The 22988-nt window shown below is 38.2% G+C and carries 19 protein-coding genes; all 19 read left to right on the top strand.

Going from position 1 to position 22988, the window contains the following annotated elements:
- Positions 1 to 10 precede the first annotated feature (10 nt).
- Positions 11 to 1330 carry a CapA family protein gene (locus ADH90_RS10970; RefSeq protein ID WP_080982646.1) on the top strand — a complete coding sequence of 440 codons (1320 nt, stop codon included), beginning with the start codon at positions 11 to 13 and terminating at the stop codon, positions 1328 to 1330.
- Between the two features lie 21 nt (positions 1331 to 1351).
- A complete protein-coding gene (locus tag ADH90_RS08670; protein ID WP_049530909.1) occupies positions 1352 to 2179 on the top strand; it encodes an HAD family hydrolase in 828 nt (275 codons plus the stop codon).
- A 1-nt stretch (position 2180) separates the two neighbouring features.
- Positions 2181 to 2816, top strand: a complete 636-nt coding sequence (locus tag ADH90_RS08665) for an SGNH/GDSL hydrolase family protein (RefSeq protein ID WP_049530908.1) — start codon at positions 2181 to 2183, stop codon at positions 2814 to 2816.
- A 403-nt stretch (positions 2817 to 3219) separates the two neighbouring features.
- Entirely contained in the window at positions 3220 to 11547 is an 8328-nt protein-coding gene (locus tag ADH90_RS08660; RefSeq protein ID WP_049530907.1) for a Spy0128 family protein, read from the top strand.
- Between the two features lie 217 nt (positions 11548 to 11764).
- A complete protein-coding gene (locus ADH90_RS08655) occupies positions 11765 to 12472 on the top strand; it encodes a glucosamine-6-phosphate deaminase (RefSeq protein ID WP_049530906.1) in 708 nt (235 codons plus the stop codon).
- A 270-nt stretch (positions 12473 to 12742) separates the two neighbouring features.
- Positions 12743 to 12919: a 30S ribosomal protein S21 gene (gene rpsU, locus ADH90_RS08650; RefSeq protein WP_000048054.1), complete on the top strand. Its 177-nt coding sequence runs from the start codon at positions 12743 to 12745 to the stop codon at positions 12917 to 12919.
- 400 nt (positions 12920 to 13319) lie between these two features.
- Positions 13320 to 13958 carry a hypothetical protein gene (locus tag ADH90_RS08645; RefSeq protein WP_239682001.1) on the top strand — a complete coding sequence of 213 codons (639 nt, stop codon included), beginning with the start codon at positions 13320 to 13322 and terminating at the stop codon, positions 13956 to 13958.
- A gap of 136 nt (positions 13959 to 14094) precedes the next feature.
- The gene (hprK, locus tag ADH90_RS08640; RefSeq protein WP_049530905.1) at positions 14095 to 15030 is read left to right on the top strand and encodes an HPr(Ser) kinase/phosphatase; all 936 of its coding nucleotides are present in this window, start codon (positions 14095 to 14097) and stop codon (positions 15028 to 15030) included.
- Positions 15023 to 15811, top strand: a complete 789-nt coding sequence (gene lgt, locus ADH90_RS08635; protein WP_049530904.1) for a prolipoprotein diacylglyceryl transferase — start codon at positions 15023 to 15025, stop codon at positions 15809 to 15811. The genes hprK and lgt overlap by 8 nt, the downstream gene beginning before the upstream one ends.
- A gap of 1 nt (position 15812) precedes the next feature.
- Positions 15813 to 16196: a DUF948 domain-containing protein gene (locus tag ADH90_RS08630; protein ID WP_000895021.1), complete on the top strand. Its 384-nt coding sequence runs from the start codon at positions 15813 to 15815 to the stop codon at positions 16194 to 16196.
- A 15-nt stretch (positions 16197 to 16211) separates the two neighbouring features.
- Positions 16212 to 16607, top strand: a complete 396-nt coding sequence (locus ADH90_RS08625; RefSeq protein ID WP_049530903.1) for a YtxH domain-containing protein — start codon at positions 16212 to 16214, stop codon at positions 16605 to 16607.
- 85 nt (positions 16608 to 16692) lie between these two features.
- Positions 16693 to 17823: a radical SAM family heme chaperone HemW gene (gene hemW, locus ADH90_RS08620; RefSeq protein WP_049530902.1), complete on the top strand. Its 1131-nt coding sequence runs from the start codon at positions 16693 to 16695 to the stop codon at positions 17821 to 17823.
- A 4-nt stretch (positions 17824 to 17827) separates the two neighbouring features.
- On the top strand, positions 17828 to 18565 hold the full coding sequence (locus ADH90_RS08615; RefSeq protein ID WP_049530901.1) for an acyl-[acyl-carrier-protein] thioesterase: 738 nt from the start codon (positions 17828 to 17830) through the stop codon (positions 18563 to 18565).
- A 10-nt stretch (positions 18566 to 18575) separates the two neighbouring features.
- On the top strand, positions 18576 to 19349 hold the full coding sequence (locus ADH90_RS08610; RefSeq protein ID WP_049530900.1) for a TIGR01457 family HAD-type hydrolase: 774 nt from the start codon (positions 18576 to 18578) through the stop codon (positions 19347 to 19349).
- Positions 19339 to 19962 (top strand): TIGR01906 family membrane protein, encoded by a 624-nt coding sequence (locus tag ADH90_RS08605; RefSeq protein ID WP_049530899.1) that lies wholly within the window; start codon positions 19339 to 19341, stop codon positions 19960 to 19962. Before ADH90_RS08610 ends, ADH90_RS08605 begins: the two co-directional genes overlap by 11 nt.
- Positions 19963 to 20172: 210 nt before the next feature.
- Positions 20173 to 20574, top strand: coding sequence for a Spx/MgsR family RNA polymerase-binding regulatory protein (locus tag ADH90_RS08600; RefSeq protein WP_000631256.1), 402 nt, complete (start codon positions 20173 to 20175; stop codon positions 20572 to 20574).
- Positions 20575 to 20853 (top strand): UPF0223 family protein, encoded by a 279-nt coding sequence (locus tag ADH90_RS08595; RefSeq protein ID WP_049530898.1) that lies wholly within the window; start codon positions 20575 to 20577, stop codon positions 20851 to 20853.
- Positions 20843 to 21610, top strand: a complete 768-nt coding sequence (locus tag ADH90_RS08590; protein WP_049530897.1) for an inositol monophosphatase family protein — start codon at positions 20843 to 20845, stop codon at positions 21608 to 21610. The genes ADH90_RS08595 and ADH90_RS08590 overlap by 11 nt, the downstream gene beginning before the upstream one ends.
- 6 nt (positions 21611 to 21616) lie before the next feature.
- Positions 21617 to 22930, top strand: a complete 1314-nt coding sequence (locus ADH90_RS08585) for an RsmF rRNA methyltransferase first C-terminal domain-containing protein (RefSeq protein WP_049530896.1) — start codon at positions 21617 to 21619, stop codon at positions 22928 to 22930.
- Positions 22931 to 22988: the final 58 nt, after the last annotated feature.

The following is a 22988-nucleotide window of genomic DNA, read 5'->3' as shown; positions in this document are numbered from 1 at the left end:
GAGAAAAGTTATGGAACAACGTAGTAGTAGAAGAAAAAATGGTCCCGTTTTACAAGCTATTAGACATTCCGTTCGGTTTTTCAGGAACTATAAGCAGTGGAATAATCGTACTTTTATTGTGGTCTTGTTAGCTTCGGTAGCTGTCTCGATGATGCTTACTTTATTAGTGGAAGGAGCTCGAGGGATTTCTTTAAGCAGTAGTGATCCAAGTTCCGCACACCAACAGTCAAGTTCTCAGGCAAAGAATGCAGAGCCGGAACAAGAAACGAGTGCGCGTATCATGGCAAATGGTGATTTGCTCTATCATGACATTATCTACATTTCAGCCAAAAAATCAGACGGTACCTACGATTTTCATGAAAACTTTGAATACGTAAAACCTTGGCTGAAGCAAGCTGACTTAGTTCTTGGTGATTTTGAAGGAACCGTAAATAAAGACCACTATCTTGCAGGTTATCCTTTGTTTAATGCACCTGGTGAAGTTATGGATGCTATAAAAGATGCAGGCTATCAAGTGCTAGACTTGGCTCACAATCATATCTTGGATTCTCAGATTGAGGGAGTGGTATCAACTGCGGATGCTATTGAAAAGGCAGGAATGACACCAGTCGGGGTTTATACTCATGAATCTAGAAGTGAGGCGCCTTTAGTTATCAAGGAAGTTAATGGTATTAAAGTTGCTATTTTAGCTTATTCCTATGGTTTTAACGGCATTGAACAGAGCATTTCTCAAGAGGATTATAATCGTTATCTTTCAGACTTAGACGAAGATAAAATGAAGGCTGAAATTGAACGAGCAGAAAAGGAGGCGGATATTACAATTATCATGCCTCAGATGGGAGTTGAGTATCAAATTGAGCCGACTGAGGAGCAAAAGAAACTTTACCATAAAATGATTGATTGGGGAGCTGATATTATCTTTGGTGGTCATCCTCACGTTGTTGAACCAGCTGAAACGGTTGAAAAAGAAGGTGATAAAAAGCTTATCATTTACTCTATGGGGAATTTCATCTCAAATCAACGGATTGAAACCATGCAGGATGTGGAAAATGCCAAGTGGACGGAACGTGGAGTCCTCATGGATGTGACTATTAAGAAGAAATCCGGTAAAACAACTATTGAGACGGCCCAAGCCCATCCAAGCTGGGTGAGTCGTACTCCAAAGGGAGGCTATTCTCCAGAAGGCTACCCACTCTATCTTTACCAAACTTATATCCTGGAAGACTTTATTGAGAGTGGAAAATACCGTAGTCAGTTAGACGAGGCCACCAAGCAACGGATTGATACAGCCTATAAAGAAATGAACGAGCATGTAGGTTTGAAGTGGTAGTGACATTAAAAGAGGAGCAAGATGGATATTAAGATAATAGCGACGGATATGGACGGTACTTTGTTGGATCCTCAAGGACAACTGGATCTACCTCGACTAGAGAAAATTTTAGATCAGCTAGATCAGCGTGGAGTTCGTTTTGTCATTGCAACGGGAAATGAAGTTCATCGAATGCGACAATTACTGGAACATCTAGCAGATAGAGTAGTTCTCGTGGTTGCTAATGGTGCTCGTATATTCGAAAATGATAAATTGATTCAAGCTCAGACTTGGGACGATGCTATGGTTGATAGGGCTTTGGGTCATTTTAAAGGCAGAGAGTGTCAGGATCAGTTTGTCGTAACTGCTATGAATGGCGGTTTTGTCAAGGAAGGTACTGTCTTTACAGAACTTGATAAATTCATGACTCCAGAGATGATTGAAAAGCTCTATCAACGAATGCAATTCGTCGATGAATTTGACTCTAATCTCTTCGGTGGTGTTCTCAAGATGAGCATGGTAGTTGGTGAAGAACGATCCGATTCGGTTTTACAGGAAATTAATGAATTATTTGATGGGCATGTGCGAGCTGTTTCTAGTGGATATGGTTGTATTGATATCTTACAAGATGGGATTCATAAGGCTTGGGGCTTAGAAGAATTGCTCAAACGTTGGAACTTAAAACCTGAACAAATCATGGCTTTTGGAGACAGTGAAAATGACATTGAAATGTTAGAGTTGGCAGGTATTTCTTACGCCATGGAAAATTCAGAGGATAGAGTCAAGGAAATTGCGACAGAAGTAGCTCCACCCAACAGTCAGGCAGGTGTTTACAAAGTTTTAGAAAACTGGCTAGAAGAAGGAGAATAACTTGGCAGTACAACTATTAGAAAACTGGCTCTTAAAAGAGCAGGAAAAAATTCAAACCAAGTATCGTGAACTTAATCAAATCTCAGTGATTGAACCAGATATCATCTTTATTGGAGATTCTATTGTTGAGTATTTTCCCTTGCAAGAATTACTAGGGACAACAAAGACCATTGTGAATAGAGGTATTCGTGGTTATCAGACCGGACTTTTACTAGATAACCTTGATGCTCACTTCTATGGTGATGCAGTGGATCAAATTGTACTTTTGATTGGGACAAATGATATTGGAAAAGATGTTCCAATGAATGAAGCGCTAAACAATCTTGAAAGCGTGATTCAAACTATTTCTCGCGACTATCCACTGTCACAGATAAAGCTAGTTTCCATTTTGCCGGTCCATGAAGGTGATGAATACAAACATACCGTTTATATTCGTACAAATGGAAAAATCAAAGAATGGAATCAAGCCTATCAAGAACTGGCCTCGGCCTACATGCAGGTAGAATATGTATCGGTTTTTGACAAACTACTTGATCAGGAAGGACAACTCAAATCAGACTATACAACAGATGGTCTTCACCTCAGTGTTTCTGGTTATCAAGCTTTATCAAACACTTTAAAAAAATATATATTTTAGGATCAGTCTATATCAGATATCTATCTTGTAATCAGTAATTTTACAAAAATAAAATTTACTCTAAACATTTGAATAAAAAAATATTTAATTCAAATGTTTAGAGTTTTTTATATAAAAAACATCATTGAATGAAGTTGATATTTAGATATAAAAGTTGTAATGATACGGTTAGATAAAAAAAACGACATCAACAAACATTTATTTTAATCGAATTAATTGTCGTTAAAGTGAATAATAATTACAAAAAGAGGATGAAGTTAATTTCCTTTTTCTTGATTTAAAAGGCTATGATATGGTATACTATTGGCGTTACTGCTAGTATGGGGAAGAGTATTTTATTTTAGAAAAACTCAATAATCTTACATATTATTAGTTAAAATGTTAAAAAAGGAGAACTTATCACATGATAAGAAGAGAGCAACAACGATTTTCTTTAAGAAAATACAAAGTTGGTGTCGCATCAGTTTTCTTAGGAACAACCCTTAGCTTCATGATGGCTAACGGTAGTGCTGTAAATGCTGCTGAGATTGTAGCAAAACAAAATGCTGAGAATACTGAACTAGTCGGCAACAAGGACGACAAGGAAAAGTTGAAAGAGCCATCAACGGATGTGGTAACTTCAGCTAATTCCGAAACTTCAGAAGTTAAGCCAGAAACATCAATACCTGAAGTTAAGTCTGAAGAAGTAAAATCCGAAGAAACAAAAGCTGAAAAAGCTGAGGAAAAAACATCTGTTATTCCTGAGGCAAAACTAGAGTCTTATAAGCCAGTAGCAGCAACTGCTTCAAAAGTAGAAGAAGTTGTAGCAACTAAGCCTAAGGCAGAAGAAAAGATTGAAACTAAACCAGAGGAAAAATCTGAGCCTAAAGCAGAACTTTCAGCTGTAGCCGAGGCAACTAGCCTGGATACAACTGCTAGTGCAGCAAATGTTGAAGCAAAACCACTAGTAGATACAGAAACACTAGCTTTGGCAGCTGAGAATACTGTAAATGCCGGTGCTTTGGCTACAAATAGTGGTCGTCGCCGTAACCGTCGTGCTGCAACTGACCATAATACAGAAGCAATAGCAACATCAGCTACACTTAAGGACGGTGAAGTAGCGGATCCAGATATGTCAGATCCTGCTGGTGCAACTGTTAAATCACAGAATGTGCCTGCTGGTTATGAAAGAAAAGCTGGAGATTACTATACATTTAGTATCTTAGACCTTACAAAATTCAATGAACGCTACAATACTAACTACTACGTTCGTATCTATAAGAACTTTAGTGACTCAACTGATTCTGTTGCGGAATTGATTGATAAGACAACTGGTGCAGTAGTTGAAACGAAGACCATCACTGCTACTAGTGGTGTTCAACAATTTACGACAACTGCAACCAAGTCAAATTCTGAGTTGACCTTCCAAGTTGACTATCAGACTTCTATGGCAGCAGATAAAACAGTTCAGCCTTTTCTACAAACAGGTTATAAGGTGGCTGATAGAATTGCATCGCTAGTAAATTCAGGTCATCAACTTACACCGACAGAACAAGCACTTTTTGACGCAGTTTATGCTGCTCGTACAACTACTGATATTATGAACGTAGTTGAGCCTACCTATAATGGACGCCCGATTACGGATAGTAACTTCAAAATTCCACGAGTTGTTACCAAAACCACTCACTATAAAGTAGTTGACAAAGCCAATCCTACCTATAATGCTAGTAAAACAGACACAACTGTTCAAGATTATGTGGCGAACGGTAATGAAGTTGAATTAGCCAAGTACACCTTGACAGCTACAGAAGGTCAAAACTTCACTGCTTCAGGTAAACGTCAGTTTGCAGGTTACAAACTCTATCAAGAAGCTCCTGCTGATAGTATGACGGGTTATGTTTCTCGTCCATATGTTGTTGGGACTAAATTTATGGATGCGGAGCGTGCGGGCATCAAGCGTATCAAAGAAATCGTTGGAGAAGATGGTTCAGTTGTCGTTCGTATCTATCTTCTTGATCCAAAGCAACAGAGTAAGCGTTCGAACGGTTCATTAAGTACAGATGGCTATATGCTACTAGCAGAAACCAAACCTATAAAACCTGGAAAGGTAAATACAGAAGATCTGGTTGTCCAGAAGACACCTCTGTACACAATTCCTTTCACAACTACAAACGGAGTAAACTATCCAAACGGTAAGGAAACTCCATTTGGCTTCCAAACAGCTGCTAACTATGTTCCTAAAAAAACAGTCTTTGTACCATTTTTAGGAGATAATATAGGACACCTTTCTCCAAATGCACAGTTGGAAAGAGGAAATTTCGGTATTGGTACAAACGTTGACTTGCTTAATGGATTGATGCCATATACGGAAACAGTTTACTACTATGAAAAAGTAGATCCAATAACCTATACACCAGAGGTAAGTAAAGTTCTTGATGGTCGTACCTTGAACGATGGTGACTTTAGCTTTACTCTTAAACAAGAAGGTGGTACACACCAAGAAACTGTTACAAACAAAAATGGTAAGGCAACCTTTAGTGAACTAACTTTCGAAAAACCAGGTACTTATACTTATAAGATTACAGAAGTTGCTGGTTCAGATAGGAATGTTGACTATGATGGTATGGAGGTTACTCTCACAGTTACCGTTACACAAAATGCTCAAGATAAACTTGAAGTTCAAGCAGTTTATAAGTCAACAGGTGGTCATGCTGAAGGTGAAAATGACAAGGTCTTCAACAACTATGTCGTAGCTCCAGTTAAGACTAAGTTTGACTTTAGCAAGGCTCTCGCAGGTCGTAAGTTGAAAGATGGCGAATTTACGTTTGCTTTGAAAGATTCAACTGGTAAAACAATTCAAACTAAGATAAATACTAAAGCAGGTGTTGTAGCCTTTGATGACTTGACATTTGATAATACTCAAGTTGGTACTCACAAATACACTGTAGAAGAAGTTATCCCAGAAAATAAAGAAGCTGGCATGACTTATGACACAATGAAGGCTGAAGTAACAATCACTGTTACCAAGGAAGGTCATGTTCTTAAAGCAACAAACACACTTCCTGCAGATACAGAGTTCAACAATACCTTCACACCATCTCCTGTTAAAGTAAACCTTGAGTTTGATAAATCACTCTCAAATGGTAACTTGAATGCAGGTGACTTTAGCTTCACTTTGACTGGTGATAACAATGTTAATGAAACAGTCACTAATAAAGCTAATGGTAAGATTAACTTTAGCGAATTGTCATTTGACCAAGTAGGTGTCTACAACTATACTGTTAAAGAAGTTAAAGGCGATAAAGCTGATGTAGACTACGATGCAATGACTATCGCAGTTAAAGTAACAGTTACAAAAGATGAGAATACAGGTCTCTTGGTAGCTAATACTGAAATGACTTCAACAGGTGGTGAAGCAACTGGTACTGATGATAAAGTCTTTAACAACCACGTTGTGGCTCCTGTAACTGCCCAATTTGACTTCAGCAAAGCTCTTGCAGGCCGTAAACTCAAGGCTGGTGAATTTAGCTTTGTATTGAAAGACAAAGATGGCACTGTTATCCAAACAAAACAAAACGATGCCGCTGGTAACGTTAAATTTGACGCCTTGACATTTACGAATGCTCAAGTCGGTGATCATAACTACACTGTAGAAGAAGTTATTCCAGAAACAAAAGAAGCTGGCATGACTTACGATACCATGAAGGCAAACGTGACAGTTACTGTTATAAAATCAGGTCACGCTCTTACTGCTGTAGCAGCACTTCCAGCAGATAAAGAATTTAACAATACCTTCACACCAACTGCAACACAAGCACAATTCAAGTTTACTAAGAAACTCGAAGGTAAAGAACTGGTAGCAGATGCCTTCACATTTGAATTGCTTGAAAATGGAAATGTTATTCAAACGAAGAAAAACGCGGCTGATGGAACTATCCAATTTGATGCAATCTCATACGATGCAGAAGGTACTCATACCTATACTGTACGTGAAGTAGCTGGTACTGACACAAACATTGACTATGATTCAATGAATGCAGAAGTAACCGTAACAGTTACGAAAGATGCTTCAACTGGCCTCTTGAATGCAGCAGTTACAATGCCGGATGATACTGAGTTCAATAACTATCATGTGGCTCCAGTCATTGCAAGATTTGACTTTACTAAGAAATTAGCAGGTCGTGAACTTAAAGACGGCGAATTTAGCTTTGTTCTGAAAGATTCAACTGGTCAAACTCTTGAAACAGTAACAAATAAAGCTGACGGAACTGTAACATTCAATGAATTATCATTCGATAATACAAAAGTTGGTACCCATACTTATACAGTAGAAGAGGTTATCCCAGCTACTAAAGAATTAGGAATGACTTATGACACCATGAAAGCAACGCTTACTGTGGAAGTTGCAAAAAATGGACATACCCTAACAACTGTAACAAATGTCAGCTCAGCAGATGGTGTGAATGAGAATGGAGAATCAACAGATGGAACGGAAGATAAAGAGTTTAACAATAAAATAACTCCTCCAGAAACACCTGAGTTCCAACCAGAAAAATTCGTTCTTAACAAAGAAAAATTTGACATCACTGGTACAAAACTCGTTGACGATGATGATGAGTTGACAAATGAATACACTGAAACAAATGCAGATCCATATGTAGACAAGACCACTAACAACGAACCAGAAAACTTGAATACCAAGACAGTTAAACGTGGTTCTAAATTAGTTTACCAAGTATGGCTTGATACTACTAAATTCACTGAAGCAAATAACATCCAATACGTTGGTGTATCTGATACATACGACGCTGATAAATTAGACGTAAATGCAGCTGATATCAAAGCATATGATTCAGTAACTGGTGCAGAAGTAACCAATAAATTCGACATCAAAGTTGAAAATGGTACCATTACTGCAACTTCAAAAGATGAATTTATCAAAGACAAAGTGCATGCTCCTGTTATCGACACAACTGAGTTCGAATTTGGACGTTACTATAAATTTGATATTCCAGCAACTGTGAAAGAATCTGTTAAAGCTGGTGTTGATATTGAAAATACAGCCAACCAAACTGTTCACGTTTACAACCCAGTAAGCAAGACAGTTGAAAAACCTGAAAAACCAACACAAAAACGTGTGAACAGCGTTCCAGTTACAGTGGAAATGAACTTCACTAAACGTTTGGAAGGTCGTGAACTTCAAGCTAACGAATTCGAATTCGTATTGAAGAAAGACGGCGTTGAGGTTGAGCGCGTGAAGAATGACGCTGCTGGTAAGATCGTCTTCAAGACTCTTGAATTTGGTCATGAAGATCTTGGTAAGACTTACGATTACACAGTAGAAGAAACTCCTGGTGCAGATGCAACTGTCAATTATGACACAATGGTTGCTACTGTTAAAGTAGTTGTATCACACGATGGTACAGCAAAGGCAATTGTTGCCAACGTAACAGATGCTGCTGATAAAGAGTTCAACAATACAGTTACTCCTCCAGAAGAACCTAAGTTCCAACCAGAGAAATACGTTGTTTCTAAAGAGAAATACGATATCACTGGTAATAAGCTCGTTGATGACGATTCTGAGTTGACAGATAAATATGGTGAAACAAACGCGAATCCATACGCAGATAATACCATCAATAATGAAGTGGAAAACTTAAATACTAAGACTGTTGAACGTGGTTCTAAATTAGTCTACCAAGTATGGTTGGATACAACTAAATTTGATGCAGCTAACAAGGACAACATCCAAACAGTTGGTATTTCAGATAACTATGATGAAGCGAAATTAAATCTTAATGCAGCTGACATCAAAGCCTACGACTCTGTAACAGGTGCAGAAGTAACTGATAAATTCGATATCGCTGTGAACAACGGTGTGATCTCTGCTAACTTGAAAGCTGGCTTCACGAAGTCACTTGGCGATGCAGAAAACACGCAAGTTATCGATACTACTAAATTCGAATTCGGACGTTACTATAAATTTGATATCCCAACAACAGTGAAAGACGATGTTGTAGCTGGTGCAGATATCGAAAATACTGCGGCTCAAGTAGTCAACTACTACAACCCAGTAAGCAAGACTGTTGAAAAACCAAGCAAACCAACTGAAAAACGTGTGAACAGCGTACCAGTTGAAGTATCCTTCAACTTCACTAAGAAACTTGAAGGTCGTGAATTGAAAGCGAATGAGTTTACTTTCCAATTGTTAGACGATGATGAATTCAATGTTCTTGAAACAGTAACTAATGATAAGGATGGTAAGATTAAATTCACTAGCCTTAAATACACAAACAATGATCTCGGTGTTTACCGTTACAAAGTAGTAGAAGTTGCTGGTACAGACTCAACCGTTACATATGACAATATGAAGGCTGTTGTAACAGTCACTGTTTCTCACGATGGAACGGCTAAAGTTCTTGTAGCAACTGTTGGCGACATCTCTGATAAAGAGTTCAACAACCGCGTAACTCCACCAGAAACTCCTAAGTTCCAACCAGAGAAATACGTTGTTTCTGAAGAGAAATTCGATATCACTGGTGACAAGCTCGTTGATGACGATAAAGAGTTGACAGACAAGGTCGCAGATACCAATGCGAACCCATATGCGGACGATGCATCAAACAACGAAGCTCAAAACTTGAATACGAAGACTGTGAAACGTGGCGACAAGTTGGTTTACCAAGTATGGTTGGATACAACTAAATTTGACGCAGCTAACAAGGACAACATCCAATCAGTAGGAATCTCAGATGACTACGATGAAACTAAGTTGGATCTTGACGCTACTAAGATCAAAGCCTACGATTCAGTAACAGGTGATGATGTCACAGCTAAATTCGATATCGCTGTGAACAATGGTGTGATCACTGCAACCCTTAAAGCTGGCTTCACCAAGTCACTTGGCGATGCAGAAAACACTCAAGTGATCGATACAACTAAGTTCGCCTTCGGACGTTACTACAAGTTTGACATCCCAACAACAGTGAAAGCTGATGTGGCAGCTGGTGCAGATATCGAAAATACTGCGGCTCAAGTTGTAAACTATTACAACCCAACAACTAAGAAAGTTGAAAAACCTGAAAAACCAACTGAAAAACGTGTGAACAGCGTACCAGTTGAAGTATCCTTCAACTTCACTAAGAAACTTGAAGGCCGTGAATTGAAAGCGAACGAATTTAGCTTCGTCCTTAAAGATTCAACAGGTAGAGTTGTTGAAACTGTAACGAACGATGCATCTGGAAACGTTAAGTTCTCAGCTATCGAATTCAAGAAAGAACAAGCAGGCGTTCACAACTACACTGTTGAAGAAGTGAAAGGTACTGATGGAACTGTCACTTATGATGAGATGAAAGCAGTAGTAACTGTAGAAGTTAAACATGACGGAACAGCGAAAGCTCTCATCACTAACGTAACTGATCCAGAAGACAAAGAGTTCAACAACAAGGTGACTCCTCCAGAAACTCCTGAGTTCAATCCAGAGAAATATATTCTTAATGAAGAGAAATTTGATATCACTGGAAATAAACTCCTTGATGATGATAAAGAGTTGACTGATAAAGTAGCTGATACCAACAAAGATCCATACGTGGACAAAGTTGATAATAATGAAAAGCAAAATATCAATACTCAAACACTCCATAAGGGTGATAAGGTTGTTTACCAAGTATGGTTAGATACAACTAAATTCACTGAAGCTCACAATATTCAATCTGTTGGTATTACAGATAAATATGATAGCGAAAACTTGGATGTTAACGTATCTGAAATTAAGGCTTATGATTCAGTAACTGGTGAAGATGTAACAGCTAAGTTTGATATCTCAATTGTGGATGGTGTCATTACTGCTACATCTAAGGCTGACTTGACTAAGTCACTTGGAGATGCAGAAAATACTCAAGTAATCGACACTGCTAAATTAGCATTTGGCCGTTACTACAAGTTTGATATTCCAGCACGTATCAAGGGAACTGCTAAAGAAGGTGTAGATATTGAAAATACAGCTTCTCAAATTGTTCACCAATATGATCCAACTAAGAAATCAGTTGAAAAACCAGAAAAACCAACTGAGAAACGTGTTGTTAATATCCCAGTGAAGGTTGAATTCAACTTCACGAAGAAATTGGAAGGTCGTGCGTTGAAAGCTGGTGAATTCAGCTTCGTATTGAAAGACAAAGATGGTAACGTGATTGAAACCGTAAGCAACGATGCTGAAGGTAAGATCAAGTTCTCAGCTCTTGAATTCAAACGTGGTCAAGAAGGTACTTATATTTATCATGTAGAAGAAGTGAAAGGTACAGAGGCTGGAGTTGAGTACGATAAGATGGTAGCGACTGTTGGAGTTACTGTGACGAAGGACGGTAAAGTATTGACTCTTACTTCACAAATGCCTGAAGATACTGAGTTTAACAACAAGGTAACACCGCCAACACCGCCAACACCGCCAACGCCGCCAACACCGCCAACGCCGCCAACACCACCAACACCGCCAACACCGCCAACACCACCAATACCGCCAACACCAGTAACACCACCAACACCACCAACACCACCAACACCGCCAACACCGCCAACACCACCAACACCACCAACACCACCAACACCAGTAACACCAGTAACACCACCAACACCAGAAAAACCTAAAGGTCCTGAGTTGCCAAACACTGGTGAACAATCTAAATCTGGACTTGTTGCACTTGGTGCTGCACTTGGTCTGGTAGGTCTAGGTTTGGTTGCAAAACGTAAAAAATAATATAAGAAAAAGAATCATTTTCTAAAATATAATTAGGAAGTGGTTCTGATATAAGATTTAAGAGAGGACGTCAAACTCCTCTCTTTTTTTGCTTAAGGGTAGAACTCTTAATTGATTTGTTTAGTATATTTATAATTTCAATAAAAATAAACCGTTTTCACTTGACAAAAATTGGTCTATACCATATAATGAAATAAAGAATATGGAGGACAAAATTATGAAAGTTATTCAAGTGGAAAATCCAATTGAAGGTGGAAAAGTTGCTTTTGATATCTTAAAAGAAAAATTGGAAAACGGTGCACAAACATTAGGGCTTGCAACAGGAAGTAGCCCTCTGGAATTTTATCAACAAATCGTTGAGAGCAATCTTGATTTTTCAAATCTTACAAGTGTGAACTTGGATGAGTACGTAGGTCTTGATGGGGACAACCCTCAATCTTACCGTTACTTTATGCAAGAAAATCTATTCAATAAAAAGCCATTCAAAGAAAGCTTTTTACCGCGTGGTGTAAAAGATAATGCAGAAGAAGAAGTAGAACGCTATAACCAAATTCTTGCAGATCATCCAGTTGATTTGCAAATATTGGGAATTGGCCGAAATGGACATATTGGATTTAATGAACCAGGAACTCCGTTTGATAGTCAAACACACCTTGTAGATCTTGATCAGTCTACTATTGAAGCAAATGCTCGCTTCTTTGATAAGATTGAAGATGTACCAACACAAGCTATCTCAATGGGGATTAAGAACATTTTGGATGCTAAGTCTATCCTTCTATTTGCTTATGGTGAATCAAAAGCAGAAGCTATCGCTGGAACTGTTGAAGGTCCTGTGACAGAAAGTCTACCGGCAAGTAGCCTACAAAACCATCCAGATGTGACCATTATCGCAGATGCAGCAGCACTCAGCTTGTTAAAAAAATAAGATTTTAATCATTGAAGACCATTCGATCCTATGGATTGGGTGGTTTTTTGGTTTGGATATGTTTAAAAAATGAATACAGTTTGTCTGAAAGTGATACAATAGTTCTAATAGAAGAGTGCGTGATAGATTATCCCTTGAAAAGAAGAATATATAATCCTCATTTTTTAAAAAATAAATGGAATGATTGGGGGGAATTTCATTTTTTTCTTGACAATTTTCTTCATTCCGTGTAAAATAGAGTAGATCTTGAACTTGAAGGGAGTGAAAAAAATGTCTAAAACAGTAGTACGTAAGAATGAATCTCTTGACGATGCTCTTCGTCGTTTCAAACGTGCAGTTACTAAAGCTGGTACTCTTCAAGAAACACGCAAACGTGAATTCTATGAAAAACCTTCTGTAAAACGTAAACGTAAATCAGAAGCAGCTCGTAAACGTAAAAAATTCTAATTAATAAGAAAGGCTAGAGAGATCTAGTCTTTTTTAGTACAGTAGATAGAGGAAAGTGGTTCTTATGAGAGAGTATGTAAAAGAATATCAAAAGATGCGTGAAAATCATTTTAAAGATTGGGGCTATTATTCTGATCCGATAAATTTGCTAGAATTCGAAGAGTCGAACCAAAAAATATTTGAGAAGTATTTGAACAATTAGAAAGTAATTTCCGATGATATTTTAAGGACAAAGTTGTACAGTAGTTTATTGTTAGATGATATCAAGTATTTTTCATATTATGTATCATTTTTAGATGGAGACTATAATCTGTTAAATAATGCTTTGTGGTAAACAGGAAGAGTAGAGTTAATTAAAGGCGGTTTGCTTGCAAGTGGGACAATCTATACAGCTAGAATTTTGAGAGGATTATTTAACTGTTTTGCTTGTAATGATTTTTCAGTCATTTCATCTTTCATTCCATCTTTCATTCCAGAAGACTTACCCTTTTTGAAAGGAACCTATTATCCAGAAAATGTCATCAATCTGTTATATGCTCTTTATTATCAAGATGAAGACAGAGTGTCTGAGGCTCTCATACTGGCACAACAGTTTCTAGAGAAGAAAAAAAGAACAGGTATGGAAGAATTTTCAGTTCTGTACTTTATAAGTTTAGTACGAAAGGATGTAGATGGGCTAAGCATGGCTTTACAAAACTTATGTTGTGCTTATCAGAGACGGGGTTATCCCTGTGACAAGATTGATAAATGCTTTGCTGATGAGGTTCATGGTCTTTATCAGTTGTTAAGATTCTTTGATCATGCCTTATTTGAAGCAGTCAGGATGCCATCTCATAAGACTTTTATGCAAGATTTTGAAAAATGGCAAGTTCAAAATCAGTTTCCACAAGGACAACAGTTCTATGTCTATCCACAAGATATGGCTGATGCAAACCGAATACTCACAAAAGAACTTCCAAGAATTCACATAGAAAAATCAGGGAGGGACTTGGTGATAGATGTTGATCGATTTGCGGAAGATTTGGCTCAACTGATTTAACAAAGTACTAGAAGACGTACTTATTGAAGCTTTTTATAATTAATTTTAAAGTAATACCCCAAACACTGTTAAAAACATAAACTTCCTACTACAATTTGATATAATAGTAGGGAGAACTCGATTGAAGGAGAAAATTATGTCGGTTTTAGTCAAAGAAGTGATTGATAAGCTCAGACTAGATATTGTCTATGGTGAGCCAGAATTACTTGAAAAGGAAATCAATACGGGCGATATTTGTCGTCCAGGTCTCGAAATGACAGGCTATTTTGACTACTATACCCCAGAGCGGATTCAACTATTGGGGATGAAAGAGTGGTCTTATCTGATTAGCATGTCTTCTCATAACCGCTACCAGGTATTGAAAAAATTGTTCCAACCGGAAACACCTGCAGTTATTGTTGCGCGTGGTTTAGTGGTTCCAGAGGAAATGCTAAAGGCCGCTAGAGAATGTAAAATCGCTATTTTAACAAGTCGTACAGCAACAAGTCGTCTGTCTGGTGAATTGTCAAGTTACCTAGATTCTCGTTTGGCTGAGCGTGAAAGTGTACATGGTGTCTTGATGGACATCTATGGGATGGGTGTGTTAATCCAGGGTGACAGTGGTATTGGTAAGAGTGAGACAGGTCTAGAACTCGTGAAACGAGGACACCGTTTGGTGGCTGATGACCGTGTAGATATCTTTGCTAAGGATGAAATGACTCTCTGGGGTGAACCAGCTGAAATCTTGAAGCATTTACTTGAGATTCGTGGTGTTGGTATTATAGATGTGATGAGTCTTTATGGTGCCAGTGCAGTTAAGGATTCTTCACAAGTTCAGTTGGCTGTCTATCTAGAAAATTATGACACGCAAAAGACTTTTGATCGCCTAGGCAATAATGCTGAGGAATTGGAGATTTCTGGAGTAGCTATTCCACGTATCCGCATTCCTGTAAAAACAGGACGTAATATTTCTGTCGTTATCGAAGCAGCAGCGATGAATTATCGTGCTAAGGAAATGGGCTTTGATGCTACTCGACTATTTGAAGAAAGATTGACAAATCTGATTGCAAAGAACGAGGTGAAAGATGATTGATCCAATCGCTTTTCAAATTGGTCCTTTAGCTGTTAGATGGTATGCACTCTGCATCGTTTCAGGTCTTGTGTTAGCGGTATATCTTGCCAGTAAAGAAGCGCCTAAAAAGAAGATTTTATCTGATGATATTTTGGACTTCATCTTAATTGCCTTTCCTTTATCCATCATTGGTGCTAGACTCTACTATGTTATTTTTAGATTTGATTACTATAGCCAACATCTGGGAGAGATTTTTGCTATTTGGAATGGTGGTCTTGCGATTTATGGTGGTTTAATTACTGGAGCAATTGTTCTCTATATCTTTGCTGACCGCAAATTAATCAATACTTGGGATTTCTTAGATATTGCAGCTCCGAGCGTCATGATTGCTCAGAGTCTAGGTCGTTGGGGAAACTTTTTTAACCAAGAAGCTTATGGAGCAGTCGTTGAAAATCTTGATTACTTACCTGGTTTCATTAAGAATCAGATGTATATTGATGGCTCCTATCGTCAACCAACCTTCTTATACGAATCTATCTGGAATCTGATCGGTTTTGTCTTGATTGTCGTTTTTAGACGTCGATTAAAGAGCGTGCGTCGTGGTCATATCACTGCCTTTTATCTAATTTGGTACGGATTTGGACGTATGATTATCGAGGGTATGCGTACGGATAGTCTCATGTTCTTTGGACTCCGAGTATCCCAGTGGTTGTCCGCGCTATTGATTGGCCTTGGTATTTATATCATCTTTTATCAAAATCGGAAAAAAGCACCATTTTATAATGTAAAAAAGGAGAATTAAAATGTTAGAAGTGGCTTATATTATTGTGGCAATTGCCTTGGTTGTATTTTTAGTTTATCTGATTATTACCCTTCAAAAAGTTGGTCGTGTAATTGATGAAACTGAAAAAACTGTTAAAACTTTAACATCAGATGTAGATGTAACTCTTCATCAAACAAATGAATTGCTTACAAAAGTCAACGTTCTTGTTGATGATATCAATGTCAAAGTTGCTACAATTGATCCCCTCTTTACAGCTGTTGCAGATCTTTCTGTTTCTGTTTCTGACCTAAATGAGCAAGCACGTGTTTTGAGTAAAAAAGCATCATCTGCTGGATCAAAAACTATAAAAACTGGTGCAGGTTTATCTGCCATTCGTGTTGCAAGTAAATTTTTTAAAAAATAAAAAAGGAGTTGACTAATGGGAAAACTATCATCTATCCTTTTAGGAACTGTTTCAGGTGTTGCAGCTGCCTTGTTTCTAACTAGTGACAAAGGAAAACAAGTTAGAAGCCAAGCACAAGAATTTTTAGAAGATCTAAAAGAAGATCCTGAGTATGCGAAAGAGCAGGTTTGTGAAAAATTAACGGATGTCAAAGAACAAACCAAAGAATTTGTTCTTAAAACAAAAGATCAGATTGAATCTGGGGAAATTACTCTTGACACTGTCTTGGATAAAGCAAAATATCATGCTCAACAAGCGACTGAAGCTTCAAAAGAAACCTTGAATCATTTTAAATCACAACTGGAAGAAAAAGTAGTTGTGGAAGAAAAAGAAAATGGTCAAGAAATTGTCATTGAGCTTCAAGAAAATTAAAATAGAGTCACCATTCTTTGTTTTCTAGAAAATCAAGAATGGTGATTTTTTTCTTGAGTGAACTCTTTGTGGTATAATAAATACTATGCAGAAGAAACCGACATCAGCCTACGTGCACATACCATTTTGCACACAAATTTGTTATTATTGTGACTTTTCCAAGGTCTTTATTAAAAATCAGCCAGTAGACAGCTATCTAGAGCATCTACTGCAAGAATTTCATTCTTATGACATTCACAAATTGCGTACACTCTATATTGGTGGTGGGACACCGACAGCCTTGTCTGCTTCTCAATTGGAAGTTTTGTTAGAAGGATTGACTAAAAATCTGGACTTATCAATGTTGGAAGAGTTGACCATTGAGGCTAATCCTGGTGACCTGGATGCTGATAAGATTGCTGTCTTGCAAAATTCTGCAGTTAATCGTGTATCACTAGGAGTTCAGACCTTTGATGACAAAATGCTGAAAAAGATTGGGCGTAGTCATACGGAAAAGGATATTTATGAAAATATCGATCGCCTTAAACTAGCTGGTTTTGATAATATCTCTATTGACTTAATTTACGCACTTCCTGGTCAGACCATGGATCAGGTTAGGGATAATGTTGCCAAGGCTATTGCCCTTGATATTCCTCATATGAGCCTCTATAGTTTGATTTTGGAAAATCATACGGTCTTTATGAACCGTATGAGACGCGGGAAATTACCTCTTCCTAAGGAAGAATTAGAAGCAGAGATGTTTGAGTATATCATTTCCGAGCTAGAAAAAGCTGGCTTTGAGCACTATGAAATTTCTAATTTTTCTAAGCCAGGCTTTGAAAGTCGACATAATCTCATGTACTGGGATAATGCCGAGTATTATGGTATCGGTGCGGGGGCATCTGGCTATGTAAACGGTGTTCGCTATAAAAACCATGGTCCGATTCGCCATTATTTAAAGGCGGTAGAAGAGGGAAGTGCTCGTATCAATGAAGAACACCTGAGTCTAAGGGAACAAATGGAAGAAGAGATGTTTCTCGGCCTTCGCAAGAAGTCAGGAGTTTCAAAAACAAGATTCGAAGAAAAATTTGGTACATCTTTTGAAAATTTATATGGTCAAGTTGTAAGAGATTTGTGTCATCAAGGTTTTTTACAAGTAGAAGGTCAACAAATACGAATGACAAAAAAAGGTCTCTTTTTAGGAGATACAGTAGCAGAACGATTTATATTGGAGTAAAATTATGGGCTTAACTTATCAAATGAAGATGAAAATTCCTTTTGATATGGCTGATATGAATGGCCATATCAAGTTGCCAGATGTTATTTTGTTGTCCCTGCAAGTATCAGGAATGCAGTCAATTGAACTGGGAGTGAGTGACAAGGATGTTTTAGAACAGTATAATCTGGTCTGGATTATCACAGATTATGATATCGATGTGGTTCGTTTGCCTCGTTTTGCTGAGGAAATCACTATTGAAACTGAAGCCTTGACCTATAATCGTCTTTTTTGCTACCGCCGATTTACTATTTATGATGAAAATGGTCAAGAAATCATTCATATGGTAGCTACCTTTGTCCTTATGGATCGTGAGAGTCGAAAGGTTCATCCTGTAGTACCAGAAATTGTCGCTCCTTATCAATCTGAGTTTTCTAAGAAACTGGTCCGTGGGCCAAAATATACAGAGCTGGAAGAAGCGATAAGCAAGGACTACCACGTTCGTTTTTATGACTTGGATATGAATGGTCACGTCAATAACAGCAAATACTTAGATTGGATTTTTGAGGTCATGGGAGCAGATTTTCTGACCAATCATGTTCCTAAAAAAATCAACCTCAAATATGTCAAGGAAGTTCGACCAGGTGGTATGATCACTTCTAGTTACGAATTGAATGGACTAGACAGCAATCACCAAGTTACAAGTGATGGCGACATCAATGCTCAGGCAAAGATAACTTGGCAAGAAATTAACAAAGATTAGAAAGAAAGATATGACTTATAAAGGATATTTAATTGATTTAGACGGAACAATCTATAAGGGAAAAGATAGAATCCCAGCAGGAGAAGCTTTTGTTCATGAGTTACAAAAAAGAGAGATTCCTTATCTTTTTGTGACAAACAACACCACTCGTACACCTGAGAGTGTTCAAGAGATGCTAGCCAATCAGTTTAACATCGACACGCCTGTATCAACCATTTATACTGCAACCTTAGCGACTATCGATTACATGAATGATCTAGGACTTGATAAGACAGTTTATGTCATCGGAGAATCAGGGCTCAAGGAAGCCATTCAAGCAGCAGGATACGTTGAAGATAAAGAAAATCCAGCCTATGTGGTTGTTGGCTTGGACTGGCAAGTAGACTATGAAAAATTTGCTACGGCAACCCTAGCTATTCATAAAGGAGCTCATTTTATCGGTACCAACCCTGATTTGAACATCCCGACGGAACGAGGTCTTTTGCCTGGTGCTGGTTCACTGGTTACTCTGCTCGAAGCAGCAACTCGCGTAAAACCAGTTTATATTGGAAAACCTAATGCGATTATTATGGACAAGGCTGTTGAACACCTAGGACTTGAGCGAGAAGAAATTGTCATGGTGGGTGATAATTACCTGACTGATATTCGAGCTGGTATTGACAATGGCATTCCTAGCCTTTTGGTGACGACAGGATTTACAAAACCTGAAGAAGTAGCGGATTTACCAATTGCACCAACTCATGTCCTTTCAAGTCTAGCGGAGTGGGATTTCGATGAAAACTAAGTTTACTTTTGTAGGAAGTATTCTCTTTCTCCTCTCGCTTGCTATTTTATTGACCATTTATCTGGCTTGGTTGGTCTATCCTCAGGAAATTTCTTGGTTAAACTTGACAAATCGTGTTCATCTGCAACCTCAGACCATCCAGCATAATTTTAATGTTTTGATGGATTATTTGACCAATCCATTGAGTCAAGTATTGGAAATGCCGGATTTTCCTTCGTCTGCCTCTGGTATTCACCACTTTGTGGTTGTAAAGGGACTTTTCCATCTTGCTCAAGGAGTAGCAGTAGTAACTCTACCGATTTTCTATCTTTTTTGGAAGCAAGTCATTCAGAAAGGATTTCTATCTCTGTACCGTAGAGGTCTCTTAATCATGCTCTCGCTACCTTTGGTTCTTGGTTTAGTTGGAGTTTTCATTGGATTTGAGCAGTTCTTTACTTTATTTCATCAAATTCTTTTTGTAGGTGATGATACCTGGCTATTTGATCCGGCAAAGGATCCAGTCATTCTTATCCTACCAGAGGACTTTTTCTTCCATGCCTTTCTCCTATTTTTCTGCTTGTATGAATTGATTTTTGGATTTCTGTACCTACAGAGTCGAAAAACAAATAGATAAGTGAAGTAAAGTATTACTGATTCCAAATAAAATCTAGGAAAAAACTATCGTTTGTAACATGAATATTTCTACATTTAAGCAAAACATTCATATGTGATTCTAAAAAACCTATTTTTCTTGAAAAAGTAGGTTTTTTTACGGAAATAACTAGTCAAGCGCTTTATTTTTTTGTATAATAGGAATAGAAAAGTATGTAAAGAAGAGGAAAGCATGATTACACTATTTTTATCACCGAGTTGTACATCATGTCGTAAAGCAAAGGCCTGGCTCGAGAAGCATAAAGTGCCCTTCCAAGAGCATAATATTATGACCAGCCCTTTAACGAGAAAAGAACTGCAACACATTCTTTCCTTGACCGAAAATGGTACTGATGACATCATCTCGACTCGTTCAAAGATTTTTCAAAAATTGAATATTGATGTAGAGAGTATCTCAGTATCGGAGTTGCTTCATTTAATTGAGCAGTATCCGAGTCTTTTGCGTCGTCCGATTATTATTGATGCAAAGCGGATGCAAATCGGTTTTAATGAAGATGAGATTCGTGCTTTTCTCCCTCGTAGTTACCGTAAACAAGAACTGAAAGAAGCTACATTGAGAGCTGGTATTAATTAGATGAATAAACAGTATAGTTACCCACTAGATTTGTCGTGGAGCACTGAAGAACTTGCTTCAGTGCTTTCTTTTTTTAATGATGTTGAAGCTGCCTATGAGACTAAGGTAGAGGCAAAAAAACTACTAGATTCCTATAAGGAATTCAAAACAGTTGTTCCTAGCAAGAGTGAAGAAAAACGCTTGGGCCGTGAATTTGAAACTGCGAGTGGTTACTCCTTCTATCGAGCTGTCCAATTGGCCAAAGAACAAGGGGAAGGGAAGATTTCGCTTGGAAAATAAATTTATGTTTGCCAAAGAGATTGTCAAGGAAGCAGGAGACTATATTCTAGCTCACATGCAGGAAGATTTACATATTGAGAGAAAGTCTTCTCCTACAGACTTGGTGACTCGTTTGGACAAGGAAGTTCAGAATTTTTTAGTTGATAAAATTCGTTCGCGTTTTCCTGATGACCAATTTTGTGCAGAAGAGGGATGTCTACGTGCTTCAGTTGGACATGGATCTGTTTGGGTCATTGATCCCATTGATGGTACCAACAACTTTGTCGCCCAAGGTGATGATTTTGCCATTATGGTAGCGTATTTTGAAAATGGTGTGGGTCAGTTTGGAATCATTTATGATGTCATGAAAGGTCATTGTTATCATGGAGGAGGTGCTTTTCGGGCCTGTCTCAATGAAGAACCCTTGCCTAGTTTTAAGGATAAGCCCTTGCGAGATTTTCTAATTGCGAGTAACGCTGGCATGTTGGAAACAAACGCCTGGGGTGTAGCAGAATTGGCTAATGCTTCACTTGGTGTACGAATATATGGAAGTGCGGCTATTAGTTTTTCAAAAATATTATCTGGTCAGCTATTGACCTATATCACCTATCTCCAACCTTGGGACTATGCTGCGGCTAGTATCATAGGAAAAAGTTTAGGTTATCAGATTGTAACCTTAACTGGAGAGCCGGTGGATTTTCAGACACGACAACCAATTATGATGGTTCCAACAGACAAGTTGGCAGAAATCCAATCCTATATCTATGAAAGGAAATAAACTTACATGCAATTTCCAGAAGGATTTGTAAAAAAATATGAAGCAATATTGGGAGATGAGGCAAGAGCTTTTCTTGCCTCTTTTGATGATGAGGCAGTTTCCGCCTTTCGCATCAATCCCTTAAAAGAAAGCCAAGTTTCTTTTTCAGATGCTATTCCACATACACCTTGGGGCTATTATGGCAAGGTTTCAGGGAAATCACCTGAGCATGTAACAGGTTTGGTCTATTCCCAAGAACCTGCTGCACAAATGGTTGCACAAGTAGCTCAACCAAAACCGGGTATGAAGGTCTTGGACTTGGCAGCGGCTCCCGGTGGTAAATCCACTCAACTTGCAGCCTATCTTGCAGGCGAAGGTCTTCTTGTTTCCAATGAAATTTCTAGCAAGCGAGCAAAGATTTTGGTTGAAAATATGGAACGGTTTGGAGCGTCAAATGTAGTTGTGACCAATGAATCTGCCGATCGTTTGGCTAAAGTGTTTAAGGGATATTTTGACCTAATTGTTCTAGATGCTCCATGTTCTGGAGAAGGAATGTTCCGAAAACAGCCAGATGCTATGGATTATTGGAGTGTAGAATATCCAAGCCAATGTGCTGACTTGCAGCGTGAAATTCTAGAGGATGCGGTCACCATGTTGGCTGATGGTGGTCGACTAGTCTATTCAACCTGTACCTGGGCGCCAGAAGAAAACGAAGAAATCGTCCAATGGTTACTAGATAGCTATAATTTTGAATTGATTCCAATCCAACACATCAATGGAATGGTATCTGGGATTGATTTACCTGAAACAGCTAGAATGTACCCTCATCACTTTAAGGGAGAAGGTCAGTTCGTGGCCCATCTTCAGTTTAAAGGTCAAAACAAGGCTGGGAAGTTCAAACCTTCTAAATCCAACCTCTCTCGAGAACAGATTTCCTTATGGCAGGATTTTGAGAAGAAACATTTAAAAGAGAAACTGGCTGGAGTCCTACAGGTTTTTGGAGACCAACTGTATTTATTGCCAGAAAGTCTACCAGATTTAGGAAAACTAAGAATTGCACGAAACGGACTTCATCTTGGAACCTTTAAGAAAAAACGTTTTGAACCAAGTTTTGCACTTGGCCTAGCTTTGAAATCAAGTCAAGTCAATCAAGGAATTGAAATTCATCAAGAGGACTTTGTCAAGTATGTAGCTGGTGAAACAGTTCAATTATCTGAAACTTTGCCAAATGGGTGGTACCAAGTTTTGGTTGCTGGAAATGGTTTAGGTTTTGCAAAAGTGACAGGAAATACATTGAAGAATTATTTCCCTAAGGGCTTGAGGTTTAAGGTGAAAAACTAGTCAAAATCAGTATTCTATGTTATAGTGGAAGTATGGATTTTTTGCATAAAACATAGAA

Origin of the sequence: Streptococcus pseudopneumoniae, assembly GCF_001073085.1 — a bacterium.
GTDB lineage: Bacteria > Bacillota > Bacilli > Lactobacillales > Streptococcaceae > Streptococcus > Streptococcus pseudopneumoniae_M.
This window is presented reverse-complemented; position numbering and strand designations above follow the sequence as displayed.

Bases quoted from the DNA above. Each gene is read 5' to 3' on its own strand.
- ADH90_RS08610 (WP_049530900.1), top strand. From the start codon at position 18,576: ATGACTTATAAAGGATATTTAATTGATTTAGACGGAACAATCTATAAG.
- ADH90_RS08605 (WP_049530899.1), top strand. From the start codon at position 19,339: ATGAAAACTAAGTTTACTTTTGTAGGAAGTATTCTCTTTCTCCTCTCG.
- ADH90_RS10970 (WP_080982646.1), top strand. From the start codon at position 11: ATGGAACAACGTAGTAGTAGAAGAAAAAATGGTCCCGTTTTACAAGCT.
- ADH90_RS08655 (WP_049530906.1), top strand. From the start codon at position 11,765: ATGAAAGTTATTCAAGTGGAAAATCCAATTGAAGGTGGAAAAGTTGCT.
- ADH90_RS08595 (WP_049530898.1), top strand. From the start codon at position 20,575: ATGAATAAACAGTATAGTTACCCACTAGATTTGTCGTGGAGCACTGAA.
- ADH90_RS08615 (WP_049530901.1), top strand. From the start codon at position 17,828: ATGGGCTTAACTTATCAAATGAAGATGAAAATTCCTTTTGATATGGCT.
- ADH90_RS08660 (WP_049530907.1), top strand. From the start codon at position 3,220: ATGATAAGAAGAGAGCAACAACGATTTTCTTTAAGAAAATACAAAGTT.
- ADH90_RS08630 (WP_000895021.1), top strand. From the start codon at position 15,813: ATGTTAGAAGTGGCTTATATTATTGTGGCAATTGCCTTGGTTGTATTT.
- hprK (WP_049530905.1), top strand. From the start codon at position 14,095: ATGTCGGTTTTAGTCAAAGAAGTGATTGATAAGCTCAGACTAGATATT.
- lgt (WP_049530904.1), top strand. From the start codon at position 15,023: ATGATTGATCCAATCGCTTTTCAAATTGGTCCTTTAGCTGTTAGATGG.
- hemW (WP_049530902.1), top strand. From the start codon at position 16,693: ATGCAGAAGAAACCGACATCAGCCTACGTGCACATACCATTTTGCACA.
- ADH90_RS08585 (WP_049530896.1), top strand. From the start codon at position 21,617: ATGCAATTTCCAGAAGGATTTGTAAAAAAATATGAAGCAATATTGGGA.
- rpsU (WP_000048054.1), top strand. From the start codon at position 12,743: ATGTCTAAAACAGTAGTACGTAAGAATGAATCTCTTGACGATGCTCTT.
- ADH90_RS08670 (WP_049530909.1), top strand. From the start codon at position 1,352: ATGGATATTAAGATAATAGCGACGGATATGGACGGTACTTTGTTGGAT.
- ADH90_RS08600 (WP_000631256.1), top strand. From the start codon at position 20,173: ATGATTACACTATTTTTATCACCGAGTTGTACATCATGTCGTAAAGCA.
- ADH90_RS08625 (WP_049530903.1), top strand. From the start codon at position 16,212: ATGGGAAAACTATCATCTATCCTTTTAGGAACTGTTTCAGGTGTTGCA.